We start from the raw sequence: 23,111 nt of genomic DNA on the forward strand, positions 1-23,111 counted from the left end.
ATGTCGATCGAGCGTGTGGAGACCCCCACCAAGTCCGAGGTCGCCTACACGGCGCTGCGTGACGCCATCCGCTCGGGTGAGCTCGCCCCGGGAGAGCGCCTGCGCCTGCAGGACCTGGCCGGGAGGCTCGGGATGAGCCTGACGCCGGTCCGGGACGCGTTGCGGATGCTCGCGGCCCAGGGCCTGATCGAACAGCGGGCCAACCTCGGCGCCGTCGTCGCCCAACAAACCCCGGAGCGGGCCGAGGACGTGTACCGGCTGCGGCTGGTCCTGGAACCCATGGCGGCGCGTCTGGCGGCCGAACAGGCGACCGATGAGCAGCTGGCCGCCATGGAGCGGGCCCTGGAGGTCCTCGACCGCGCGGTCGAGGAGGGGCGCGACGAGGAGATCACCCAGCTCAACGCCCGGTTCCACCGGGCCGTCTACGGCGCGGCCCGGTCCGAGTACCTGCTGGACTTCATCGACCGCCTGTGGGACGGGGTCCCCTACCAGGCCATCAGCCTCGTCGGCCGGTCCCACGCCTCCTCGGAACAGCACCGCGCGATCATGGCGGCGCTCCGGGAACGGAACGGTGAGCAGGCCGCCGAGCACATGCGCGCCCACATCGCGGACGCGGCCGAGCACACGATGCGCCAGCTCACCGCGGAGTCCTCGGCGGAGGCCCCGGCCAGGGCCTGACGAAGGCCCCGCCCAAGGCCTCGGCCCGGCCTGCTACCGGGGCCGGGGCGGACACGCGGCCTCACCGCTCCGGCGGACGAACACCCGCGGGTGGTTCGAAAGTGCGGACCCTCGGCGGGGTCCCCTCGTACGGTTCAACCCGGACCCGTACCAGCTGGCCGGTGCAGGCCTGGCTCAGGGACGACGTCCCGACGTCCTCGGTGAGCGCGTTCGGGTTGCCGTGCGCGCACGTGACGCCGTGGCCGGACGGGTCGTACCAGGCGCCGGTCGACAGCTGCACCACGCCGGGGCGCAGGGCGTCGCTCACGACCACGCCGGCCAGGCACGAACCACTCGGACTCGACACCCGCACCAGGTCCCCCTCCGCGACCCCGGCCGCCGCGGCGTCCTCGGGCCCGATGCGGAGCGGTGCGCGGCCGTCGATCTTCTGCGACGCGCTGTAGGCGCCCATGTCCTGCTGGCTGTGCAGCCGCCCGCTGGGCTGGTTGGCGATCAGGACCAGCGGCCAGTCCTCACTGCCGGGGGCGCGGTGCTTCCCGCCCCCGCCACGGCTCCGGCCGTCGCGACCGGTGACGGCAGGGCCGGGGAGCCACACGGGATGACCGGGGCAGTCCTCGTAGCCGAAGGACGCGATGGTCTCCGAGTACAGCTCGATCCGTCCGCTGGGAGTCCGCAGCGGGTTCGAGTCTGGATCGTCGCGGAACTCGCCCATGTGGGTCTCGTCCTCGACCCGGGCGGGCATCTCCAACCTGCCCCGCTCCCAGAACCCGTCGAAACCGGGTACCTCCAGGTCCCTGCTGGCCAGGAGCGCACGCCACCGCTCGTAGGCCACCCGCATCCACTCACGGCTGCTGCGGCCCTCGGTGAACTCCTCGCGCAGGCCCAGGCGCTCGGCGAGATCGGCGTAGGTGTCGTACTCGTCGCGGGCCTGGCCGTGCGGCGGCACCGCCCTGGGCATGGCGCGCAGCGCCAGGTCGCCCCGGCTGGCGGCCATGTCCTCGCGTTCCAGCGTGGTGGTCGCCGGGACCACGATGTCCGCGTGCCTGGCTGTGGCGGTCCAGTGGGTCTCGTGCACCACCACGGTGTCCGGACGTCCGAAGGCCCTGGTCAGCCGGGTCAGGTCCTGGTGGTGGTGGAAGGGGTTGCCGCCCGCCCAGTACACGAGCCTGATGTCCGGGTAGTGGCGGCGCTCGCCGTCGTAGTCGTACGGGTGTCCCGGGTGCAACAGCATGTCGGACACCTTGGCCACCGGGATGAACGAGTCCACCGGGTTGTTGCCCTGCGGCATGCGCGGCAGTCCCATCGGGGTCGCGCCGCCCCCGTAGTTGCCCATGGACCCGTACCCCGACGCGAAGCCCCCACCGGGCAGCCCCACCTGCCCGAGGCAGCACGCCAGCGCCAACCCGGCCCACAGCGGCTGCTCTCCGTACCGGGCGCGCTGCAGGGACCAGCCCACGTTGAGCAGGGTGCGCTTCCCGGCCATCCGCAGGGCCAGCGACCGAAGGTCGGCCGCGGGAACACCGCTCACCCGCTCGGCCCACGCGGGGGAGCGTTCGACCCCGCCGGGGCGCCCCTGTTCGTCCCGTTCGCCCATCACGTAGGCACGCAGCCGGTCGGCGCCGACGGTGTAACGGTCGAGGAAGTCCGTGTCGGCCAGCCCCTCGGTGAAGAGCACGTGCATGAGGCCCAACAGCACCGCGGTGTCGGTCCCCGGTTCCAAGGACACCCACTCCGACTTCAGCTCGGCGGGGGTGTCGTCGCGCAGCGGGGACACCGACACGAACTCCACGCCGGCATCCGAGGCCGCGGTCATCGCCGGGCCCGCGGTCTGGGCGGCGCGGCCGCCGGAGGACGTCCAGGTGTTGGACAGCCGCAGCCCGCCGAAGCTCACCAGCAGCTCGGTGTGCTCGCGGATCCGTTTCCATGACGGCACGCGGCTGAAGATCCGGTTCGCGGCGGGGGTGCCGATGAGGCGAGGGAACAGTACTTCCAGGGCGCCGTGGCTGTACGTGGTGCGGGAGCGCGTGTACCCGCCGATGGTGTTGAGGAAGCGGTGCAGCTGGCTCTGCGCGTGGTGGATCCGACCCGCACTGCCCCAACCGTAGGAGCCGCCGTAGATCGCCGCGTTCCCGTGCTCGGTCCGCACCCGGTCCAGTTCACCGGCGAGCAGGTCCAGCACCGTGGACCACTCCACCTCGACGTAGGCGTCCTCCGGGTCGCCGCGGCGCGGGTCCGGGCCGGGACCGTGCTCCAGCCACCGGCGCCGCACGGCCGGGCGGGCCACCCGGGTGCGGTGGTGCTGGGCCGCGGGGGTGTTGCCCATGACCGGGGCGGGTGCCGGGTCCTCCGGGTCGGGGCGTACCCCGACTACCCGGTCGCCCTCGACCTCGACCTGGTAACTGCCCCAGTGGGTGCTGGTCGGGTGAAGCGTGGTGGACATGTGCACTCTCCTCGTGGATCCCGGGCCCTTGGCCCGAACCACACTCTATGCACCACCCGGACCCTGCTCCGTGCCTCACACGGTGCGATGATGCACGCGTGCCACGGGCGGCACGCACGACAGCAGGCACAGCACAACGGACGGGAGCGGGGACGACGATGGGCGAGCTGAGGTCGCGGCGTTCGGTACTCGCGGTTCCGGGGTCCAACCCCCGGTTCGTGGAGAAGGCCCGGGGACTGGACGCCGACGCGTTCTTTCTGGACCTGGAGGACGCGGTCGCGCCATTGGAGAAGGCGGCCGCCCGCGACAACGTGGTCAGGGCGCTCAACGACGGCGGTTGGGACGGCAAGGTCCGCTCCGTGCGGGTCAACGACATCTCCACCGAGTGGGCCTACCGCGACGTCATCTCCGTGGTGGAGGGCGCTGGCGCCAACCTGGACGCCCTGGTCCTGCCCAAGGTGACCGCCGCACGGGACGTCCACTGGCTGGACACACTCCTCACCCAGATCGAACGCGCCGTGGACCTGCCGGTCGGCCGCATCGGCATCGAGGCGCAGATCGAGGACGCCAAGGGCCTGGTCGCCGTCGACGAGATCGCTGCGGCCTCTCCCCGCTTGGAGACCCTGGTCTACGGCCCCGCCGACTTCATGGCGTCCATCAACATGAAGAGCCTGGTCGTGGGTGAGCAGCCGCCCGGCTACGACACCGGTGACGCCTACCACCACGTCCTCATGCGCATACTCGTGGCCGCCCGGGCCAACGACCTCCAGGCCATTGACGGCCCCTACCTCCAGATCCGCGACGTGGACGCCTTCCGGCGCGCGGCCGGACGCACCGCCGCCCTGGGGTTCGACGGCAAGTGGGTCCTGCACCCGCTGCAGGTGGAAGCGGCCAACGAGGTCTTCGCGCCCTCCCAGGAGGACTACGACCACGCCGAGCTCATCCTGGATGCCTACGCGCACGCCACCACCGTGGACCGCAGGGGCGCCGTCATGCTTGGTTCGGAGATGCTCGACGAGGCCTCTCGGAAGATGGCCCTCGTCGTGGCGGGCAAGGGGCGCGCCGCGGGGCTGTCCCGGACACGCGAGTTCCGCCCGGACGCCTGACCGTGAGCCCGCCGGGCGCTCTGACCACCGGGCCTGTCGGCCCGTCTCTTACCGAGCTCTCACCATGGTGGGCCAACATGGGGCCATGGAAAGCACCGCCACTGTCCTGGTCGCCGACGACGACCGGGCCATTAGGGAGTCCTTGGAACGCGCCCTCCAACTGGAGGGGTACACGGTGCGAACGGCCGCGGACGGCGTCCAGGCCCTGGCCGCTGTCCACGCCGAGCCGGTGGATCTGCTCGTCCTCGACGTCATGATGCCCGGGGTCGACGGCCTCGGTGTGGCCAGCGTCCTGCGCGCGGAGAACGACAGGACGCCCATCCTCATGCTGACCGCCCGGGTGGAGACCCCGGACCGGGTGGCGGGCCTGGACGCCGGTGCCGACGACTACCTCGCCAAACCCTTCGAACTCGACGAGCTCTTCGCCCGGTTGCGGGCGCTGCTGCGCCGCGCCACACCGGTGCCTGAGGACGAGGAGGGCCCGCTGCGCGTCGGCGAGCTCCGCCTGGACACCCGGGCCCGGCGGGTCTGGCGGGGAGAGCGCGAGATCGAGCTGTCCAAGACCGAGTTCGACCTGCTCGAACTCCTCATGCGCAACACCGGGATCGTCCTGGACCACGCCACCATCTACGACCGCATCTGGGGTTACGACTTCGGCCCGGAGTCCAAAAACCTCGCCGTCTACATCAGCTACCTGCGCCGCAAACTGGAGGACGGCGGGCCCCCGCTCATCCAGACGGTCCGGGGCGTCGGGTACACGCTGCGTCTTCAGGGGTGAGTCACGTGTCCGGTCACGAGACACTGCGGCACAGTGTCCTGCTCAACCCCCGGGACTGGCGGCTGGGTACGCGGTTCGCCCTCCTGTTCGCACTGGTCGCGGCGGTCACCATCGCCCTGGTCGGTACCCTCGCCTACACCACGGCGGCGGCGCTCATCCGGGCCGACGCCAAGAGCGAGTTCGACACGGCGGTGCAGAAGCTCGCCGAGCAGCTCGTCATCGCCGCCGAGGACGAGCCGACCACCCCGGACAGCAGCACCCTCACCTTCCTGGCCCCGGGCAGCATGGACGCGCAGATCCTCACCCCGGACGGCACCTGGGCGCGTCTGCTCGCCAACACCGACGAACCCGCCACCTTCCACCCCACCACGGAGGACCTGGCTGTCGCGCGGGCCCAGGACGCCGGGGTCGTCGACACCCGCGAGACGGAGGTCAACGGCCAGGAGTACCGGGTGGGCACGGTCTCCGTCGGGGAGGAGCGCGGTGCGGTCCAGCTGTTCCAGCGCCTGTCGCCCATGGAACTGATGATCGGGCGGTTGGCCACCCAGACCCTGTGGGTGGGGCTGTTCGTGGCCCTGTGCGCGGCGTCGGTGGGCTGGCTCGTCGGCCACCGCCTCACCGGCCGGCTGGTCCGCCTCACCGGTGCCGCGGAGTACGTCAGTTCCACCGGCCGCCTGGACCCCGTCACCCCCGACCGCGGTGGGAACGGACCGGATGAGCCCACCCGTGACGAGGTGGGCCGCCTCGGCAGTGCCTTCAACGGGATGCTCGCCCGGTTGGCCCGGTCCAAGGACGAACAGCGCCGCCTGGTGCAGGACGCCGCGCACGAACTGCGCACCCCGCTCACCAGCCTGCGCACCAACGTGCAGGTCCTGGGCCGGGTGGATCGGCTCAGCCCGGAGGCCCGCCAACGGCTCATAGACGACCTCCAGGGCGAGACCCGCGAGCTCACCGACCTGGTCAACGAACTCGTCGGGCTGGCCACCGGCAACCACGAGGACGAGTCGGCCAGCGCGGTCGTCCTCGCGGAGGTCGCTGAGCGGGTCGCGGCCCGGACCCGCCGCCGCACCGGGCGGGAGATCGTGGTGGACGCCGACGCCAGCGTCGTGTGGGGCCGCCCCGGTGCTCTGGAACGGGCCCTGTCCAACCCCGTGGAGAACTCCGCGAAGTTCGACCCGGACGGCACCGAGCCGATCGTGATCCGGGTCCGCGGCGGCGTGGTCGAGGTCCTGGACCGGGGGCCCGGTGTGGACCCCGCCGAGATCGACCACCTCTTCGAGCGCTTCTTCCGGGCCACCGTCGCCCGCAGCCTGCCCGGTTCCGGCTTGGGCCTGGCCATGGTCAAGGAGATCGCCAACGCGCACGGTGGTCAGGTGTTCGCCCGCAACCGCCAGGGCGGCGGTACCGCGATCGGCTTCCACCTGCCCCTCCACCAGCGGGGTCCGCACCCTTCCGAGTAGGTTCGCCACCGGCAGAGCACGCCACGGTGATGTCTTCGGGGCGAAGCCTGCAGTCTGGGTTCCCGGGTGCTGTGGGCTCACCGGTGCGGTCCCGGTGTCCGAAACCAGTTCGGTAGGGGTGTCCGCTGCTTCCGAAACCGGCTAATCCCCGATGATCTTGCCCCTGTCTCAACCCTCGACGGCCGAGGGTTGAGCTGGGAGCAAGATCATCTTCCGAAAGGGTGCCCGAAGCCGGGCGGACGGGCAGGAATCCGGCCGGTCACGGCCGGACTCGGCCGGTGGGCTGGGCGCCACTCGGCCCACCGGGCTTGGCCCGCCGGGCCGCAGTCCCGGGGCCCGAAGGGCCCGTGCGGCCCCTTGGCGCCCCGACCACAGGCCCCCCGTTTCCTGATAGCCGCCCACCCGCCGGCGCAGCGAAGCGGGTCAAGGTGCAGCGCCCCTCGCGCGCGAAGCGCTCGATGGCGACGACCTTGAGGCGCGCAGCGGAGACGGCCACCATCGGGCGGCAGGAAACGGGAAAACCCGCACTGGCGCGGAACACCCACCCCAGTAGGGCTTCCCGCACCCCAGTAGGGCTTCCGCCACCTGCGGAAACGGTCCCCTAGCCGGCGGGAGCCCCGGCCCAGCAGCAACCCCCGACCTCAGGTGGCAACCCAACCGTCCGGAGCAACTCCACCATGGGGCCGGAAACACGGGCGGGGCGGAGCGGCCCGCTGGCCGCTCCGCCCCACCCGTACTGAGGTCGCGAGGCGAAGACGCCCCCGTCAGTCCTCCTCGGCGTCCTCCTCGGAGGCCGCTTCCGCGCTCTGCTCGCCGAGCGTCAGCTCGACCTCCTGCTCATTGCCGCTGCCGCCCGAGAGCACGCCCAGGGTGATGTCGTCACCGGGCTGACGGGAGCGGATCTGGGCGATCAGCTGGTCGGGCGAGGTGACTTCCTCCCCTTCCACGGAGACGACCACGTCACCGGCCTCGAGCCCCGCCTCTTCGGCGGATCCGCCCTCGGTGAGCTCCATGATCTCGGCTCCGCCGCCGCGGCTGGGCGCGATGGTGGCCTGGATGGCCGGGTAGCTCGCGCTTCCGTTCTCCACCAGCTGCTCGGCGATCGGCTGGACCTGGTTGATCGGGATGGCGAAGCCCAGACCCACCGATCCGCCCTCCTGGGAGAGCCCGGCGATGGCGGTGTTGACGCCGATCACCTCACCGGCCATGTTCACCAGCGGGCCACCGGAGTTGCCGGGGTTGATGGCCGCGTCGGTCTGGATCGCGTTGATCACCGTCGAGGTCTGACCGCCGCCGCTCTCGGTGGCGCCGGTGTTCACGGGACGGTTGAGCGAGCTCACCACGCCCGTGGTCACCGTGCCCGACAGGCCCAGCGGAGAACCGATCGCCACCACGTCGCCGCCCACGCCGACCTGGTCGGAGTCGCCGAGCGTCGCCGGGGTGAGGTCGTCGCGTCCCTCGGCCTGGATCACCGCGATGTCGGAGACCGGGTCGGCTCCGAGCACCTCCGCCTCGGCCGCCGTTCCGTCACTGAACTGCACCTGGATGGGGCCGCCCTCGCCGGCCTCCACGACGTGCGCGTTGGTGAGGATCTGCCCGTCGGACGAGATGATCACGCCGCTGCCGCCTCCGGCACCGGTCTGGATGGAGACCACGCTGGGCATGACCTCGTCGGCGACGTCGCCGACGGCGCCTTCGGTGGCGCTCGACCCTTGTTCGCCGGTGAGTGAACTGATCGGCGAGCTCGCCCCGCCGGGCATCAGGTACGCGGTTCCCAGCGCGACCGCTGGGCCCACGATCAGGCTGGTGACCAGGGCGGTCACCGCGGCGATGGCGATGATCCGGCCGGTGCCCCGCTTCTTGGGCTGGGGCTGGCCGGGGAAGGGCCCCTGGCCGAACTGGCCGTGGGGATGCTGCCCGAAGCCCGGCTGCTCGAAGCCCTGGTGCGGCCCCGCGCCGTGCGGACCCGGATTGTGGGGGCCGGTGTTGTACGGCCCGCCGGGACCGCCGAACGTGCCGTGCTGCGCGCCCTGGAAGGGTCCGCTCTGGAAGGCGCCCGTCTGATAGGCGCCGGTCTGATGGGTGCCTGTCTGGTGAGCGCCCGTCTGGTAGGGCCCCGGCTGGGCACCGGGATGAGCCCCCGTATGCGCCCCCGGCTGCGGCCCAGACGGCGCTCCCGCGTTCGGTCCCTGCTGCCCTTCGGGCTCGGGGAAGACATAGGAGGCGCGGTCGGTGTCGTTGGGTCCCGTCGCCCAGCTCGGCGTGGCGCCTTCGGGCAGTGAGAAGCGCGGTGCGGATGAGGCCTCAGGGCCTACCGGGGCTTCGGGGTCTACGGGGTGGTCCGCGGGTCGCTCTGCGGCGCCGGACCCGGTGTGACCGTGCTCGGTGTCGCCGTGCTCGGCTCCCGCACCGGTCTCCGGGCCGTCACTCGGATCGTTCGGGTGCAACTCATCCTCCGGCTGGCGGGACGATGTACTGACATGCTTCATCATGTGGCCCGTGGGTTAGAACAGGGTGAGAGCCCGATACAGAGCGGTTTCGAGTTCTGCTCGGCCCTGGTGGTCCGCGCTCCCGACCACGCAAACGCGCCTCCCCCGCCTCGGATTCCCCTAGGAGGCCAGGGCCTTATACGCCACAATGTCCGGAACGATACCTTGCCCGCGCTTCCATACAGCGCGTGCGACTGGGAAGGCCCGCCCGTGATCAAGCTGGTTCTCGCCGACGACGAACACCTGGTGCGCGGTGCGATCGCCGCGCTGCTCGGGTTGGAGGAGGACCTGGAGGTCGCCGCCGAGGTCGGGCGTGGCGACCGGGTGGTGGACACCGTTCTCGAACACGGGGCCGCGGTCGCCGTGCTGGACATCGAGATGCCGGGCGCCACCGGTTTGGAGGCCGCCGCGAAGCTGAAGACGGAGGCGCCCGGGTGCGGGGTCGTCATCCTCACCAGCTTCGGCCGCCCCGGCTACCTGCGCCGCGCCCTGGCCTCGGGGGCCCGCGGGTTCCTGGCCAAGGACGCCCCGGTCGAGCAGCTCGCCGGTGCCATCCGCAAGGTCCACGAAGGCGGCCGGTACATCGATACCGAACTGGCCGCCGCCGCGATGCTCGGTGGTGAGAGCCCGCTCACCGACCGCGAGGCCGAGGTCCTGCGGGCCGCCGCGGACGGGGCGACCGTCGCCCGCATCGCCAAAGGCCTGCACCTCACCGAGGGCACCGTACGCAACTACCTGTCCAACGCCATCGGCAAGACCGGCGGTGAGAACCGGATGGCCGCCATCCGCACCGCCCAGGACATGGGCTGGCTCTGAGGCCGGCCCTGCGGCCTCGCGGTCCGGCGGCCTAGAGGAAGCGCAGCACCAGCATCGCGGTGTCGTCGACGTTGCCGCCCGGTGCGTACTCCTCCAGTTCGCGGTCGATCCGGCTGATCACCGCTTGGGCGGTCAGCCCGGCCGCGTTGGAGAAGATCTTCATGAGTCCCTCGTCGCCGAGCATGTCCGCGCCGCTGCGCCGCTCGGTGACGCCGTCGGTCACCGCGAGCACCACCTCGCCGGGCAGGATGTCCACGCTCTCGGTGCTGAAGCCGACGTCCTCGAAGGCGCCCAGTAGGGGCTGCGAGCTGCCGAAGGGGACCACGTCGCCCTTCTGGTTCAGCCGCAGCGGCAGCGGGTGGCCGGCGGACACCATGCGCACGCGCATGCCGCCCGCCGAGTCCGTGGCCGGGGTCATCTCCCCGTAGAGCATGGTCAGGAACCGGGTCGAGGTGTTCTCGTCCAAGATCGCCATGTTGAGGCGCTGCATGATGTGCGCGGGGGTGAAGCCCTCACGGGCCAGCGCGCGCAGGGTGTGCCGGGCCAGCCCGGTGACGGCCGCTGCCTCCGGTCCGGTCCCGCACACGTCGCCGATGGCGAAGCACCAGCGGCCGCTGGCGGAGAAGACGTCGTAGAAGTCCCCGCCCACCTCACTGCGCTCGTCCGAGGGCCGGTAGTAGACCGCGTGGTCCACCCCGGGAATGACCGGCTCCTTGTCCTTGGCCGGCAGGAGGCTGCGCTGGAGTGCCGTGCTCATCGCCGTGTGCCGCTCGTGCAGCCGGGCGTTCTCCATTGCCGAAGCCACACGACGGCTCAGGTCGTCGGCGACATCGGCCTCCTCACGGGTGAAGTCGTCGGTCTCGCTCTTGCCGATCGTCATCCGTCCGAGCGCCCGACCATGGGCCACGAGCGGGATGCTGATCGCCGGGCCGCGGGCGAGCGCGCCGGACAGCTGCTCGTCCAACCCTTCGTCCGCCAGCTCCTTCGGGCCCCACAGGGGACCCGGTTCGCGCTGTTCGCGCGGCGGCAGTGCGGTCAGCAGGGACCGTAGGACGTCGTTGAGGTTCTCATCGCTGTGTACCACGTGCGTGAGCTTGGAGATCCCCAGCTCGTTGATGGTGTGGATGGCGCACCAGCGGCCGAGGCGCGAGGTGATCAGCTGAGCGGCCAGCGCTCCGGTCATCCGCTCGTCCAGGGTGCCCGCGAGCAGGTCGCTCGCCTCGGCCAGGAAGCTCAGCGAGGCGCGGCGGCTCAGTTCGACCTCGGCCAGCCGGGACCGCTCCACCGGGAGCGCGATCAGGTCCGTGCCCTCTTGGAGCCGCTTGGCCGCCGCAGGGCCGAAGTGCCGGGCGCGCGTGGAGGCCACGCCCAGCAGGCCGGTCACCCGGCCGTCCACGATGAGGGGCGCCGTCACCAGCGACCGCATCCCGGCCTTGGCCAGGGCGCCGCGGGTGGCACGGGCGATCATCAGGTCGTCGTTGATCACCGGGCCCGGTTCGGGCGCGGCCGACGGGAAGATCTCCTCGGTCCGCACCCGCAGCGGGCGCCAGTGGGCCCCGCCGGTCAGCCCGACCGCCGATCGCACCTCCCACATGGTCTCGTCCGATGTGGCCAGCGCGATGTAGGCGGCGTCCCCGCCCAGCGCCGTGGTCGCGTACTCCACGGTGCGTTCCAGCAGTTGGGGCAGGGACAGGCGGGAGCCCAGCGCCGAGTCCAGGGCAGACCACGCTGGAGCTCGCGCGGGGCGCGTGGGTCCGCGGCGTACCGGAGGGGACTCCAGTGACGGATGCTCAGCCGACTTGTCCTCGATGCGGAACCAAACGGCCTTGTCGTTGCGCCCGTAGCTGACACCCCAGCTGGAGGCGATCGCCGAGGCGAGGGCCAGCCCCAGGCCGCCGCTGCGCTCGTCGCCGGTGGAGGGGGAGGTGTCCACGGAGAGCGGACCGGCCTCCGGGACGGCGCGCTCGGGAGAGGAGTCGGTGACCATGACCTCGGTCGAACCCTCCGAGCGGCGCACGGTCACCTCCAGCGCCGAGTCCGCGTGAATGACGGCATTGGTGACCAGCTCGCTGACCAACAGGATGATGTCGTCGAAGGGGTCGGGTACACCCCAGGTCAGGAGGGTGTCGTGCACGAACTCTCTGGCGGCCGCCGCGGTCTCGGGAGCAGGGGGAAACTCTCGTCGAGCGACCTTCAACGCGTCATGTGCTGCCAAGCCGTCGGTGTCCTTCGTCACTGTGCGCGGGTGTGGGAATGGTGGCCACTGCCACGATACGCGTGTGCCGGGCCCCGCTCGTCGCGATCCACCGGAACCTGTTCGTCACGGCCCCGCATCGGCGCCCATCGGCGTGCGAGAGGGACGTGAACATGGCGAACCCTCCTGTGTACGAGGCCTCGGCCAGTTAGTGTAAGTCGACACATCCGCTTCTTTCGGGTGGTACTTCGCGACGGTAGCGTGACGGTGTGTGACCTAGGGAGTGTTCGACGGATGCTTTCGCTCGTGTCGGCGGAGCCGGCATCGAGGCGAGCGGCCGTCCAGGCAATCTCTCGCCGGACGATGAGCGAAGGTCAGCCCGGGGTTGGCTGTCCGAGCGACATCGGCGCAGCGAGGGGCAGCCTGGTGGTTGCGAGCGCGGAATGATCTGTCGAGCACGGCCGAAGGTGCGTGATCGCTCGCGCGCCTCCGTGTCCCGTGCGCTGTGCACGGGACCGTCCCATTGTGCGTGGGTCGGACCGGGATCGGCGCGGGTTCGGTTGTCGAAGTGACTTGCGGGATTGAGGAGGGGTTCATGCCCGAGGCGGTCACGGAACTGGCCGATGATCAGCTCGACGAGATACTGAGTGCGCTGTACCGGATGAGGGACGGCGACTTCAGCGTCCGGCTCAGGTCGCGGGGCAGCGGCAAGCTCCGCGAGATCGCTTCGGTCTTCAACGAGGTGGTCGACCACAGCGAGCAGCTCAGCACCGAACTCCAGCGGGTCGGCGACGTGGTCCGTGACGAGGGTCGGCTCAACGAGCGGGTCAACGTCCACCCGTCCCGGGGAGCCTGGGGCAACAGCGCCCGGGCACTCAACGTCCTCCTCGACGAGGTCGCCGAGCCGGTGACCGACGTCGCCCGTGTCCTGGACTCCGTCGCCGAGGGCGAGCTGAACCGCAGGGCGTCCACCGTGGGGCGGCGCGGCGAGCTCAAGGGCGACCTGTTGCGCTTGGCCAACACGGTGAACCGGATGGCCGACCAGATGAGCGGCTTCACCGAGGAGGTCACGCGCGTGGCCCGCGAGGTGGGCACCGAGGGCAAGCTCGGCGGCAGCGCCCGTGTGGAGGACGTCTCCGGCGCCTGGCGCGAGGTCACCGAGTCGGTCAACCAGATGGCCTCCCGCCTCACCCTCCAGGTGCGCGACATCTCCACGGTGACCACCGCCGTCGCCCGGGGTGATCTGAGCAAGAAGATCACCATCGATGTCCAGGGCGAGATGCTGGAGCTCAAGGACACCTTCAACACGATGGTGGACCAGCTGTCCACGTTCGCCGACGAGGTCACCAGGGTGGCCCGTGAGGTGGGTACCGAGGGCAAGCTGGGCGGCCGCGCCAACGTCCGGGGGGTCCAGGGCATCTGGAAGAACCTCACCGACAACGTGAACTCGATGGCGGACAACCTGACCAACCAGGTCCGCGACATCTCCAAGGTGACGACTGCGGTGGCCAGGGGCGAACTGACCCGCAAGGTCGAGGTGGACGTGCAGGGCGAGATGCTCGCCCTGAAGAACACCGTGAACACCATGGTCGACCAGCTCGACTCCCTGGCCGACGAGGTCACCAGGGTGGCCCGTGAGGTGGGTACCGAGGGCAAGCTGGGCGGCCGCGCCAACGTCAAGGGCGTCTCGGGCATCTGGAAGGACCTGACCGACAACGTCAACTCGATGGCGAACAGCCTCACCTACCAGGTCCGCAACATCTCGCAGGTCACCACGGCGGTGGCCAAGGGCGATCTGAGCAAGAAGATCACGGTCGACGCCCAGGGCGAGATGCTCGACATGAAGGACACCATCAACAAGATGGTGGACCAGCTGTCGACCTTCGCCGATGAGGTCACCAGGGTGGCCCGAGAGGTGGGTACCGAGGGCAAGCTGGCCGGACAGGCCCACGTCCGCGACGTGTCCGGGGTCTGGAAGGACCTCACGGACAACGTGAACTCCATGGCCAACAACCTCACCTACCAGGTGCGGCAGATCTCGATGGTCACCAGGGCGGTCGCAGCCGGCGACCTGACCAAGAAGGTCACCGTCAACGCCAAGGGCGAGATGCTGGAGCTGAAGGACACCATCAACGTGATGGTGGACCAGCTGTCCGCGTTCGCCGACGAGGTCACCAGGGTGGCCCGTGAGGTGGGTACCGAGGGCAAGCTGGGCGGCCGCGCCAGCGTCAAGGGCGTCTCGGGCATCTGGAACGACCTCACCGAGAACGTGAACTCGATGTCGCACAACCTCACCACCCAGGTGCGCAACATCTCCGAGGTGACGACGGCGGTCGCCGCCGGTGACCTCACCAAGAAGATCGACGTCAACGCCCAGGGCGAGATCCTGGAAGTGAAGACGACGGTGAACACGATGGTCGACCAGTTGTCGGCCTTCGCCACCGAGGTCACCCGTGTGGCGTACGAGGTGGGCAGCCAGGGGCAGTTGGGCGGTCAGGCCAAGGTTGAGGGCGTCACGGGAACGTGGAAGCAGCTCACCGACAGCGTGAACGGCCTGGCGGGCAACCTCACCACGCAGGTACGCGCGATCGCGGAGGTCGCCAACGCCGTCGCCAAGGGCGATCTGACGCGCAACATCCAGGTCGACACCCGCGGGGAGATGGAACAACTCAAGGACAACATCAACCTGATGGTGTCCAACCTGCGCGAGACCACCGCCGACCAGCGCGACGCCGACTGGCTCAAGTCCAACCTGGCCCGCATCTCCGGCCACATCCAGGGGCACCGCGACCTCAACGAGCTCGCCCGCCTGATCATGACCGAAGTGACGCCGCTGATCCAGGCCCAGCACGGTGCCTGCTACCTCCCCGAGGACCAGGACCACCAGGACATCTTCCGCCTCTACGCGGGCTTCGGCTTCCAGCCGTCCGAGGACCGGCAGCGCATCCACAAGGGTGTCGGGCTGGCCGGTGAGGCCCTGTCCCAGCAGGTCGAGCAGCAGGTATCCAACATCCCGCCGGGCTACGTCATGGTCGAGTCGGGGATCGGGGAGTCCCAGCCGCGCAACCTGTACATACTCCCGATCGTCTCGGAGGGGCGTTCGCTCGGTGTGGTGGAGTTCGCCTCCTACGACGAGTTCCGGGAGATCCACAAGAACTTCCTGCGGCAGCTGGTCTCCCTGCTCGGCACGACGATCAACACCATCCTGGCCAACACCCGTACCGAGCACTTGCTCGAGCAGTCCCAGCAGCTCACCAGCCAGCTGCGCGAGCGCTCCAACGAGCTGCAGCGCCAGCAGGAGGAGCTCCGGGGCAAGAACGCGGAGCTGCGCCAGAAGGCCACACAGCTGGCCAACCAGAACCGCGCGATCGAACTCCAGAACCAGCAGATCCAGCGCTCCCGCAACGCGCTGGAGGAGCGCGCCCATCAGCTCCAGGTCTCGTCCAAGTACAAGTCCGAGTTCCTGGCCAACATGTCGCACGAGCTGCGCACCCCGCTGAACAGCCTGTTGATCCTGGCCCGGCTGCTCGCCGACAACGCCGAGCAGAACCTGTCCGCCAAGCAGGTCGAGTTCGCCCAGACCATCCACAAGGCCGGAAGCGACCTGCTGCTCCTCATCGACGAGATCCTCGACCTGTCGAAGGTGGAGGCGGGCCGCGCCCAGGTCCAGCCCAGCGAGGTTTCGATCGCGCAGCTGGTCGACTACGTGGAGGCCACCTTCCGTCCCGTGACGGGGGAGCATGGGCTGGCGTTCGCGGTGGACGTCTCCCCGGACATCCCCGGGACCCTGTGGACGGACGAACAGCGCCTCCAGCAGATCCTGCGGAACCTGCTGTCCAACGCGGTGAAGTTCACCCCGCAGGGCGAGGTGCGGCTGCTGATCGAACCGGCGTGGGCACTGGAAGACACCGACATCGACATGTTCGTGGCCAACGAGGAGGTCATCGCCTTCACCGTCGCGGACACCGGGATCGGGATCGCCGAGGACAAGCTGCAGGTGATCTTCGAGGCCTTCCACCAGGGGGACGGCGGCACGTCGAGGCGGTTCGGCGGAACCGGGCTCGGGCTGTCCATCAGCCGGAACTTCGCCCGGCTGCTGGGCGGCGAGATCCGGGTGCGGAGCGTGGCCAACCAGGGTTCGACGTTCACGCTGCTGCTGCCGGTCCGCATCCCGGAGGAGGCGGGCGACGTCGGTGACGAGCTGACCCAGTTGCACCCGCTTCCGGTGCTGGAGCCGAACCGGGTGGAGGGCCAGGCCCTGCCCGGAGGAGGGGACGACGCCGGCGGCGGCATCCCTGAGGACGGCCTCGACCTGCCGGACGAGGACTTCGACGCGGTGGTCGCCGCCCTGACCGACTCCGGGGAGCCCGCGGAACCGCTGCCGATGGTGCAGGTGCTCAAGGGCCCCGAACACGCCCCCGACGCGGCGGGCGACGAGGAAGGGGACGGGCAGGACACGGCCGAGGCACGCCCGGACCCGGAGCGGCGGGCGATCCTGAGCGGCCAGCGGGTGCTGATCGTCGATGACGACGTGCGCAACGTGTTCGCGTTGACCAGCGCGCTCGAGGCTCAAGGACTTGAGGTCCTCTACGCTGACAACGGTCACTTGGGGATCGAGCGGCTGGAGGCCAACGAGGACATCTCCCTGGTCCTGATGGACGTGATGATGCCCGAGCTGGACGGTAACCAGACCACTCAGCGGATTCGGGAGATGCCCCAGTTCGAGGACCTGCCGATCATCTCCCTGACGGCCAAGGCCATGCAGGGCGACCGGGAGCGCAGCCTCGCGGCGGGGGCCACCGACTACGTGACCAAACCGGTGGACCTGGACCACCTGCTCGACGTGATGCGCAGGTGGCTCACGGCCGGGCCGGAGGAGACGCGGGCCGGTGCCGCGGCCGATGACGCCGATGTCGACGGCTCGGGTGGCGGCCACTCCGGGGCCGGTGAAACGGGCCGGTCTCCGGACGGGCACAATGGCGCCACGGACGACCCCGGTCACAGTGACACCACGGATAACAGTGAATCGAACGGGGACACCGGCAGGACCGGAAGCAACCCGACCGAAGACTCGGAGTAGCCAGCAGTGACTCAGAAGGCCAACATCCTTCTCGTTGACGACCGAGACGAGAACCTCATCGCTTTGGAGGCGGCCCTCACCTCCCTCGACCAGAACCTGGTCCGGGCCAACTCCGGTGAGGAGGCGCTGAAGCAGCTTCTGGGTACTGACTTCGCGGTGATCCTGCTGGACGTCATCATGCCCGGGATGGACGGGTACGAGACCGCCGCGCACATCAAGCAGCGGGAGAAGACGAAGGACGTGCCGATCATCTTCCTGACCGCTCAGGAGGTCGATCGGCACCAGGTCTTCCGCGGGTACTCGTCGCGGGCGGTCGACTTCCTGATCAAGCCGTTCGACCCGTGGGTGCTGCGCTCCAAGGTCGAGGTCTTCGTCGAGCTGCACCAGCTGAAGGCGCAGATGCGCGAGCAGGCCCGCTCCCTGCAGCGGGTCCTCAACCAGGAGACCGGGGAGCCGGGCAAGGTGCTCGCGGAGCAGTTGTCCCAGCGCTCCCGGCAGGTCCAGGCCGACCTGAGCGCGCTGCGGGAGCACGTGGTGGACAAGTACCAGGAGATCGACCAGCCGCTGGTGGACGCCGTGCGCAGGGTCGACCGCTCGGCCGGTCGGCTGTCCACCCTGGTGGACACCCTGCACGGTCCCGACGACTAGGTGGCTGGGCGGCGGTTTCCGCCAGTCCCTGTCCCTGTCCGGGGCCGGGGCCTGCCTAGGGCTTGGGCTCCGCTGGCGCCCGGGGCGGGAGGGCCAGGCCGATGTGCTCGCCGATCTCCTCGATGAGGCCCAGGTCGGCGAGGCGGAAGCTGCCGCGGTTGCTGCGGCGGATGAGGGTGAGCGCCCCGCGGACGCCCCGGCTGCCCCTGAGAGGCACGGACAGGAGCGACCCGGCCCCGAGGACGGATAGCAGGGGCGCGCCCGACGGTGTGTGGCCCAGGACCGTCTCGTCCTCGATGAGGGGGAAGAGGAGTGACTGGCCGCGGCCCAGGACCTCGCCGGGGATGTCGGATGCGCGGGGGGAGAGCGCGCGGACCTCGTCGCGTTGGTGGGCGGGGGCGTCGGCGGGGCCGATGACCGCGGCGCGGCGGGCCGCTTCGGGGTCCTCGGGGAGGTCGCAGACGTCGATGACCACCCAGTCGGCGTAGGAATCGGCCAGCAGTTCGGCGGCGTCGGTCAGGGCTATGCCCGCGCCTCGGAGGAGGAGGCGGGTCATCCGGTTCAGTACGTCGAGTCTGCGGGCGGCCAGGACGACGACCTGGTCCTCCACCTGGGACTCGAGGGGTGCCGGGCCCTCCTCCGCCGCGGTGTTCATGGGCGGGGACATCGCCACGAGGATCAGCGGCTGCGCCTCGGTGGGCAGTTCGAGGCGGGTGAGGGTGAGGTGCACGTCCTCGGCCCAGCCGCGCTGGGCCAGGCGTGACTCCAGTACCGCTGGGCCGTCGCCGCGCAGGACAGCGGCCAGCCAGACCTTCATGGCCGCCCGCTTGCGCAGGTCGACGAAGTGGGTGAAGGGTTTTCCGGTGAGGTAGCCCGGCGCGCTGCCCAGTTGGGTGGCCCCGGCCGCGTTGATCCGCCGGATGTAACCGTCGTGGTCCAGGAGGACGACGGGGACGCTGAGCTCGTTGAACACGGCACGCAGCAGGGGCCGGTCACCGTCCTCGACGGGGCGCCGGGGCTGGGGCGCCTCCTGCGCCAGTTGGGAACCGGTCCCCTTGAGGAGGCGTTCGGCGTACTCGAGCTCGGCCAGTGCCGCCTCGGCGGTGCCCCGGGCATCGTCGGGGTACGTGGCGTGAGTGCTGCGCAACGCTGCGATGCGCTCACCCAGCGCAGTGATCTCGCGTTGCAGTTCGGCGAGGTGTTCCGGCACGCTCACGGTCTCCCGGTCGTCTTGGCAACGTTGTCCGTTCGAAGTCTTCCGAAGGTTACCTTTGGTGCTGGAGCCCGGAACGTCTGGAGGAGGTTCGGACGATGTGGATCGAACACCTCGCGCGTGACATCGGTGCGTTGGGACAGGCGGAGAACACGACGTTGGAACGGGCCCTGGACCAGATGAGCAGGGCCGCGGCCCTCGGGGTCCCCGGGTGCTCGGCCGCTCTGGTGGTGGTCTGGCGAGAGGTGGTCGGACCGGACGGGTCCATCCGGCACGTGGTCATGGATTACGGCGCTTCGCACTCCGACCTCTCCGAGGCCTTCGAGCACCAGTACACGACGGACGAGGGGCCGACAGTGGAGGCCGTCCGGGAGATGCACCAGGTCCGGGTCGACGACGTGCTGCGCGAACAGCGCTGGCCCCGGTACACGAGCATGGCCGTCCAGTGCGGCGACCGCTCGTCGGTCACCCAGCCCAGCATGCTTCTGGGTGAGGACCGGGTCCTCACCTTCGGTGTGCACTCCGGCCGGGCCGACGCCTTCGACGAAGAGGTCGTCACGCAGCTCACTGCGCTGCTCGCCGAGCATGCGGCGATGGCGCTGCACACCGCGGGCCGTCAGGCCGACGCGGCCCGGGAGTCGGCCCATATGCGCCGGGCGATGTCGGCGCGTACGGTGATCGACCAGGCCAAGGGCATCATCATGCACGCCCGCGGGTGCGACGCCGACGCTGCCTTCGCCGCCCTGCGGGAGGTGGCCCAGCGCAATCGCAAGAAGGTCGTGGACGTGGCCCGGGATCTTGTCGCGGAGAACACCGGGCCGCAACGATCGCGCCGTCCGCGGGTGAACGGGCACTGAAGTGCGCGGAGATGAGTCTCTAGCGTGACCGGGAACCGTCATGATGAGGGCTCCGAGTCACCCGGTGCATGCGAACGACAAGGAGAACCGAGCGTGACGCCAGACATCCCGATCCGCCGCGAGGATGACGTCGTCATCGTGACACCCGCGGGGGAGATGGACGCGATCACCTCCCCGGCGCTGGCGGAGGCGCTGGACGAGGTCCTCACTGCCCCGCTGCCTAAGGGGGTGGTGGTTGACCTCGCCAAAGTGGGCTTCTGCGACTCACGCTGTATCGGTGTCCTGGTCTCGGCCTTCCGCCAGGCCAGAGACCTGGGATTGGGCCTCGTGGTCACCGAACCTCAGCAGCAGGTCAACCGGCTGTTCGTGATAGCCGGCATCGACCAGGTCATCCCGATCGACGCGAGTACCGGAGACGCTGTGGGAGCACTCAAGGGTTGAGCAGCCGACCCCGGCCCGCCTGTTCGCCGGGCCGGGCCCGGCTGCTGTACTCCCGGCTGCCGGCTGCCGGGCTGTCGCCTGCCCGGCCGTCGACGAAGTGCAGTCGTACCAGGGACCCCTCGCTGTCGCCGCAGATCTCCATGTAATCGCAGGTCTGCCGCGTGATCCACAGGCCGTAGCCGCGGGTGCGGAGGTTGTCGGCCGGTCGGTACCCGGCCAACGGGTCGATGAGGCCGCCCCGATCGTCGAAGACGTCGCACACCCACCGGTCCGCCGAGCGCCACACGCGCAGGGTGCCCTTCCCGGCTCCGTGTTCGATCACGTTGGCGGCGAGTTCGTTCACCGCCACGACCAGGCTGTCCAGCCGGTCCGGTTCCACTCCGAGGGAGTCGCCGAGAGCGGTGAGGTCACCGCGCAGCCGGGGCAGGGACTGGCCGATCTCCAGGCGGTGCACGGGGCCGTCCACCGGGAGCGGCTCCGGTGAGCGGGGGCGGGTACCGAACGCGGCGGTCCCGCGGTAGGCCGGGTTGGGGCGCGCACCGCCGGACTCCACGAGTTCCGGGTGCGTTGCGCGGACGGCTGAGCGGGCGCCCGGACTGAGGGCGAGGTCGTCGTGGACGCACAGCAGCCGCATGCGCATCGGTGCCAGCGCGGTGCTCAGTACCGACTCCCACCGGTGCCACTCGCGGAGTTCCATCGCGGGGTCGGCGGTGCCCCCCGCGCCGTCGGCGCTGCCCCCAGTGTCCGGGTCGCGGTCGCCTCCGGCCAGCGGCGGTTCGGCGATCACCTCGACCGGGGCGGGGTCGTGGGCCAGGGCCATCCGGTGCAGGGCCGCCAGGGCACGCCCCGGCGCGCCGTAGAGGGTGTCCCTGTCCGTGACGACCACTCGTCCGCGCTCGTACGGTGAGAGTCCGCTGAGGAGCGCGGACGGGTCGGCGACGGCGAGCACGACGTGCGCGTTTTCGCGTACGGCGGCCCGCAGCCGCTCCCGTGCCACTTCGTGGAACCGTCTCTCGCGGCGAAAGAGCAGTCCCTGGTGTTCGAACGTCATCGTCGGGGTGGAATCGCTCAGTTCATGGATCCGGACAGGAGCAGGTCCGCCTCGTCCTCGTCGGGCTCGTCGCGCTCGCTCTGCTGCGGACGGGAGCGCTCGTAGGCGATCTCGGTCTCGACGGCGATGCGCTGCCAGGTGAACCGCGAGCGCGCGCGGTCCACCGCGGCGATGCCGTAGGCGGTGCTCATGGTGGGCGTGTTCAGGACCGCGCGCACGGAGCGGGCGACCTCCTCAGGGCGGCCGAACCGCATGAGGACGCCGCTGGTGCGGTGCAGAACGGCCTCGGGGACCGCTCCGGTGGCGGTGGCGACCACGGGAAGCCCGCAGGCCATGGCCTCCAGCACGGCGCCGCCGTAGGGGTCGTATGAGGCGGCGGATACGTACACGTCGGCCGAGCGCAGCAGGCGGGGGAGTTCCTTGCGCTCCACCGGGCCGGTCAGGTGCACGCGGTCGTTGACCCCGGCCTCCTTGGCCAGCAGCTCGATCCGCTGGGCGTTCCCGTCCAGGGCCACGTCCTGGTCGTCCGCGGTGGAGACGAGCAGCAGCTCCGCCTCGGGCAGACGGGCCATCGCTTCGACGAGGCGTTCGGCGCCCCCGGTCTCGGTCAGGGAGGTGACCGAGACCAGCCGGGGCCGCTCTTCGCGGCGCGTCTGCCACGGCTCCGCCGAAGCGCTGCCCTCGACGCTGAAGTGGTCGGGGTCCACGCCGAAGGGCACGACGCTCACGTGGTGGCGGGGCACGCCGAGGCGGGCCAGCTCGCCCTGCTGGTCCGTGGAGTTGACCAGGACGTGGTCGGCACGGGAGGCGAGGATCGACTCCATGCGGGCGCGGTCCGGCCGGTGGGTGAGGCCGGAGCGCTGTTCGCTGGCGTTGAGCGAGTGGAAGGTCTGGACGATCGGGGTCTTGCTCTGGTCCTTCTCGCTGTGCGCCTGTGCGTGCAGTGCGGCCAGACCGCTGGTCCAGCCGATGGCGTGCAGGACGTCGGGTGTCTCCTCGTCGAGGACGGACGCGAGCGCGGTCCCGAAGGCCCCGGTGTGCTCGGCCTGCTCGCCTTCACCGAGCGGCTGGGCGGGGCCGGCGTCCAGATAGGCGACGGAGACGCCGCGGGCCATGCGTGTACGGACGTCCGGCTGTTCGGGGTCACTCCGGCGCACATAGACGGTGACCTTGTGGCCGCGTTTGGCGAGCTGCCGGGACAGAGCGCACACGTGCAGGCTCGCGGGGCAGGCGGGTTCGCCCCGGTGGGCGGGGAGGGGATTGGCGTGTTCGGCGACCATAGCGATCTTCACTGGGCTGAACTCCTTGGACACCGCCGCGGTGTCCGTTGTGGATGGGCCCGGGGGGACTCCGGAGCGGGGAATCGGAACCCTCCCGAGCATGACTGTCTTGCGGTGGGGCGTGCTGCTCAGGGAACGGCGCCGGGGGCCGCGTGACCGGGCCCTGGAGGCTCAGGGCGTAGCGGAGGGGGCGGGCGTCGGGCAGCACTGGGCTCCGTGCGCTCGGAGGGCGCAGGGTCAGCGGATACCGGGGAGGGGGGAAGGGTTCGACGCACAGAGGACCACACCAAACGACCGTCGAGAGAGTTTCGAGCCACCGCGCGTACCTGCTTGCGAGGAGCGCGCGGCGCGGGCCGTGTGTGTCTGCGTCTTAGACACCCAACGAACCCCATTCTGCCAGACCAGGGGTGCGGCGACAACGTGTGCTGGAGCCCTCAGTGCGTCCGGATGCGCATACCGAACCACTGTGCGGGACTCAGCGGCTCCGCTTTGGAGGCCCGCTGGGCTGCGGGTTCGCCGAACCTGGCGATAGGCCCTGTTGGCCGGGTTCCAGCACCGCTACTGTCGGATCGGTACCGGA

At 70.4% G+C, this 23,111-nt stretch carries 15 protein-coding genes; 9 read left to right on the forward strand and 6 right to left on the reverse strand.

Translation table 11 applies throughout. The annotated features are described in order from the left end of the window. A complete protein-coding gene (locus tag ACYVDG_RS07720; protein WP_460747717.1) occupies window positions 1-678 on the forward strand; it encodes a GntR family transcriptional regulator in 678 nt (225 codons plus the stop codon). Between the two features lie 61 nt (window positions 679-739). On the opposite strand, the gene ACYVDG_RS07725 is transcribed toward ACYVDG_RS07720, so the two are convergent. Beyond that, a complete protein-coding gene (locus tag ACYVDG_RS07725; protein ID WP_460747718.1) occupies window positions 740-3,118 on the reverse strand; it encodes a molybdopterin-dependent oxidoreductase in 2,379 nt (792 codons plus the stop codon). Between the two features lie 158 nt (window positions 3,119-3,276). Here ACYVDG_RS07725 and ACYVDG_RS07730 point away from each other — a divergent pair, with 158 nt between their 5' ends. From ACYVDG_RS07730 to ACYVDG_RS07740, 3 genes are all read left to right on the forward strand, one after another. Next, window positions 3,277-4,224: an HpcH/HpaI aldolase/citrate lyase family protein gene (locus ACYVDG_RS07730; RefSeq protein WP_460747719.1), complete on the forward strand. Its 948-nt coding sequence runs from the start codon at window positions 3,277-3,279 to the stop codon at window positions 4,222-4,224. An 85-nt stretch (window positions 4,225-4,309) separates the two neighbouring features. Further along, entirely contained in the window at window positions 4,310-5,002 is a 693-nt protein-coding gene (locus ACYVDG_RS07735) for a response regulator transcription factor (protein ID WP_460747720.1), read from the forward strand. Between the two features lie 5 nt (window positions 5,003-5,007). Further along, window positions 5,008-6,462 carry a sensor histidine kinase gene (locus tag ACYVDG_RS07740; protein WP_460747721.1) on the forward strand — a complete coding sequence of 485 codons (1,455 nt, stop codon included), beginning with the start codon at window positions 5,008-5,010 and terminating at the stop codon, window positions 6,460-6,462. A gap of 764 nt (window positions 6,463-7,226) precedes the next feature. On the opposite strand, the gene ACYVDG_RS07745 is transcribed toward ACYVDG_RS07740, so the two are convergent. Further along, window positions 7,227-8,909, reverse strand: a complete 1,683-nt coding sequence (locus ACYVDG_RS07745) for a S1C family serine protease (RefSeq protein WP_460747722.1) — start codon at window positions 8,907-8,909, stop codon at window positions 7,227-7,229. 252 nt (window positions 8,910-9,161) lie between these two features. On the opposite strand from ACYVDG_RS07745, the gene ACYVDG_RS07750 reads away from it, so the two are divergent. Then, a complete protein-coding gene (locus tag ACYVDG_RS07750) occupies window positions 9,162-9,767 on the forward strand; it encodes a response regulator (protein WP_460747723.1) in 606 nt (201 codons plus the stop codon). A gap of 31 nt (window positions 9,768-9,798) precedes the next feature. On the opposite strand, the gene ACYVDG_RS07755 is transcribed toward ACYVDG_RS07750, so the two are convergent. Next, on the reverse strand, window positions 9,799-11,964 hold the full coding sequence (locus ACYVDG_RS07755; protein ID WP_460747757.1) for a SpoIIE family protein phosphatase: 2,166 nt from the start codon (window positions 11,962-11,964) through the stop codon (window positions 9,799-9,801). A 592-nt stretch (window positions 11,965-12,556) separates the two neighbouring features. On the opposite strand from ACYVDG_RS07755, the gene ACYVDG_RS07760 reads away from it, so the two are divergent. Both ACYVDG_RS07760 and ACYVDG_RS07765 read left to right on the forward strand, forming a co-directional pair. Continuing rightward, window positions 12,557-17,041 (forward strand): HAMP domain-containing protein, encoded by a 4,485-nt coding sequence (locus ACYVDG_RS07760; protein WP_460747724.1) that lies wholly within the window; start codon window positions 12,557-12,559, stop codon window positions 17,039-17,041. A 6-nt stretch (window positions 17,042-17,047) separates the two neighbouring features. Further along, window positions 17,048-17,689 (forward strand): response regulator, encoded by a 642-nt coding sequence (locus ACYVDG_RS07765; protein ID WP_460747725.1) that lies wholly within the window; start codon window positions 17,048-17,050, stop codon window positions 17,687-17,689. A 55-nt stretch (window positions 17,690-17,744) separates the two neighbouring features. Here ACYVDG_RS07765 and ACYVDG_RS07770 read toward each other — a convergent pair whose 3' ends face one another. Further along, window positions 17,745-18,899: a GAF domain-containing protein gene (locus tag ACYVDG_RS07770; protein WP_460747758.1), complete on the reverse strand. Its 1,155-nt coding sequence runs from the start codon at window positions 18,897-18,899 to the stop codon at window positions 17,745-17,747. 101 nt (window positions 18,900-19,000) lie between these two features. Here ACYVDG_RS07770 and ACYVDG_RS07775 point away from each other — a divergent pair, with 101 nt between their 5' ends. After that, window positions 19,001-19,759 carry an ANTAR domain-containing protein gene (locus ACYVDG_RS07775; RefSeq protein WP_460747726.1) on the forward strand — a complete coding sequence of 253 codons (759 nt, stop codon included), beginning with the start codon at window positions 19,001-19,003 and terminating at the stop codon, window positions 19,757-19,759. 93 nt (window positions 19,760-19,852) lie between these two features. Beyond that, on the forward strand, window positions 19,853-20,200 hold the full coding sequence (locus ACYVDG_RS07780) for an STAS domain-containing protein (protein ID WP_460747727.1): 348 nt from the start codon (window positions 19,853-19,855) through the stop codon (window positions 20,198-20,200). On the opposite strand, the gene ACYVDG_RS07785 is transcribed toward ACYVDG_RS07780, so the two are convergent. Together ACYVDG_RS07785 and ACYVDG_RS07790 are read right to left on the reverse strand one after the other, a co-directional pair. Then, the gene (locus ACYVDG_RS07785) at window positions 20,190-21,251 is read right to left on the reverse strand and encodes an anti-sigma factor RsbA family regulatory protein (protein ID WP_460747729.1); all 1,062 of its coding nucleotides are present in this window, start codon (window positions 21,249-21,251) and stop codon (window positions 20,190-20,192) included. The genes ACYVDG_RS07780 and ACYVDG_RS07785 overlap by 11 nt on opposite strands. Before the next feature lie 17 nt (window positions 21,252-21,268). After that, entirely contained in the window at window positions 21,269-22,543 is a 1,275-nt protein-coding gene (locus ACYVDG_RS07790) for a glycosyltransferase (protein ID WP_460747730.1), read from the reverse strand. Between the last annotated feature and the right edge of the window lie 568 nt (window positions 22,544-23,111).

The organism is Nocardiopsis oceani, assembly GCF_054777395.1.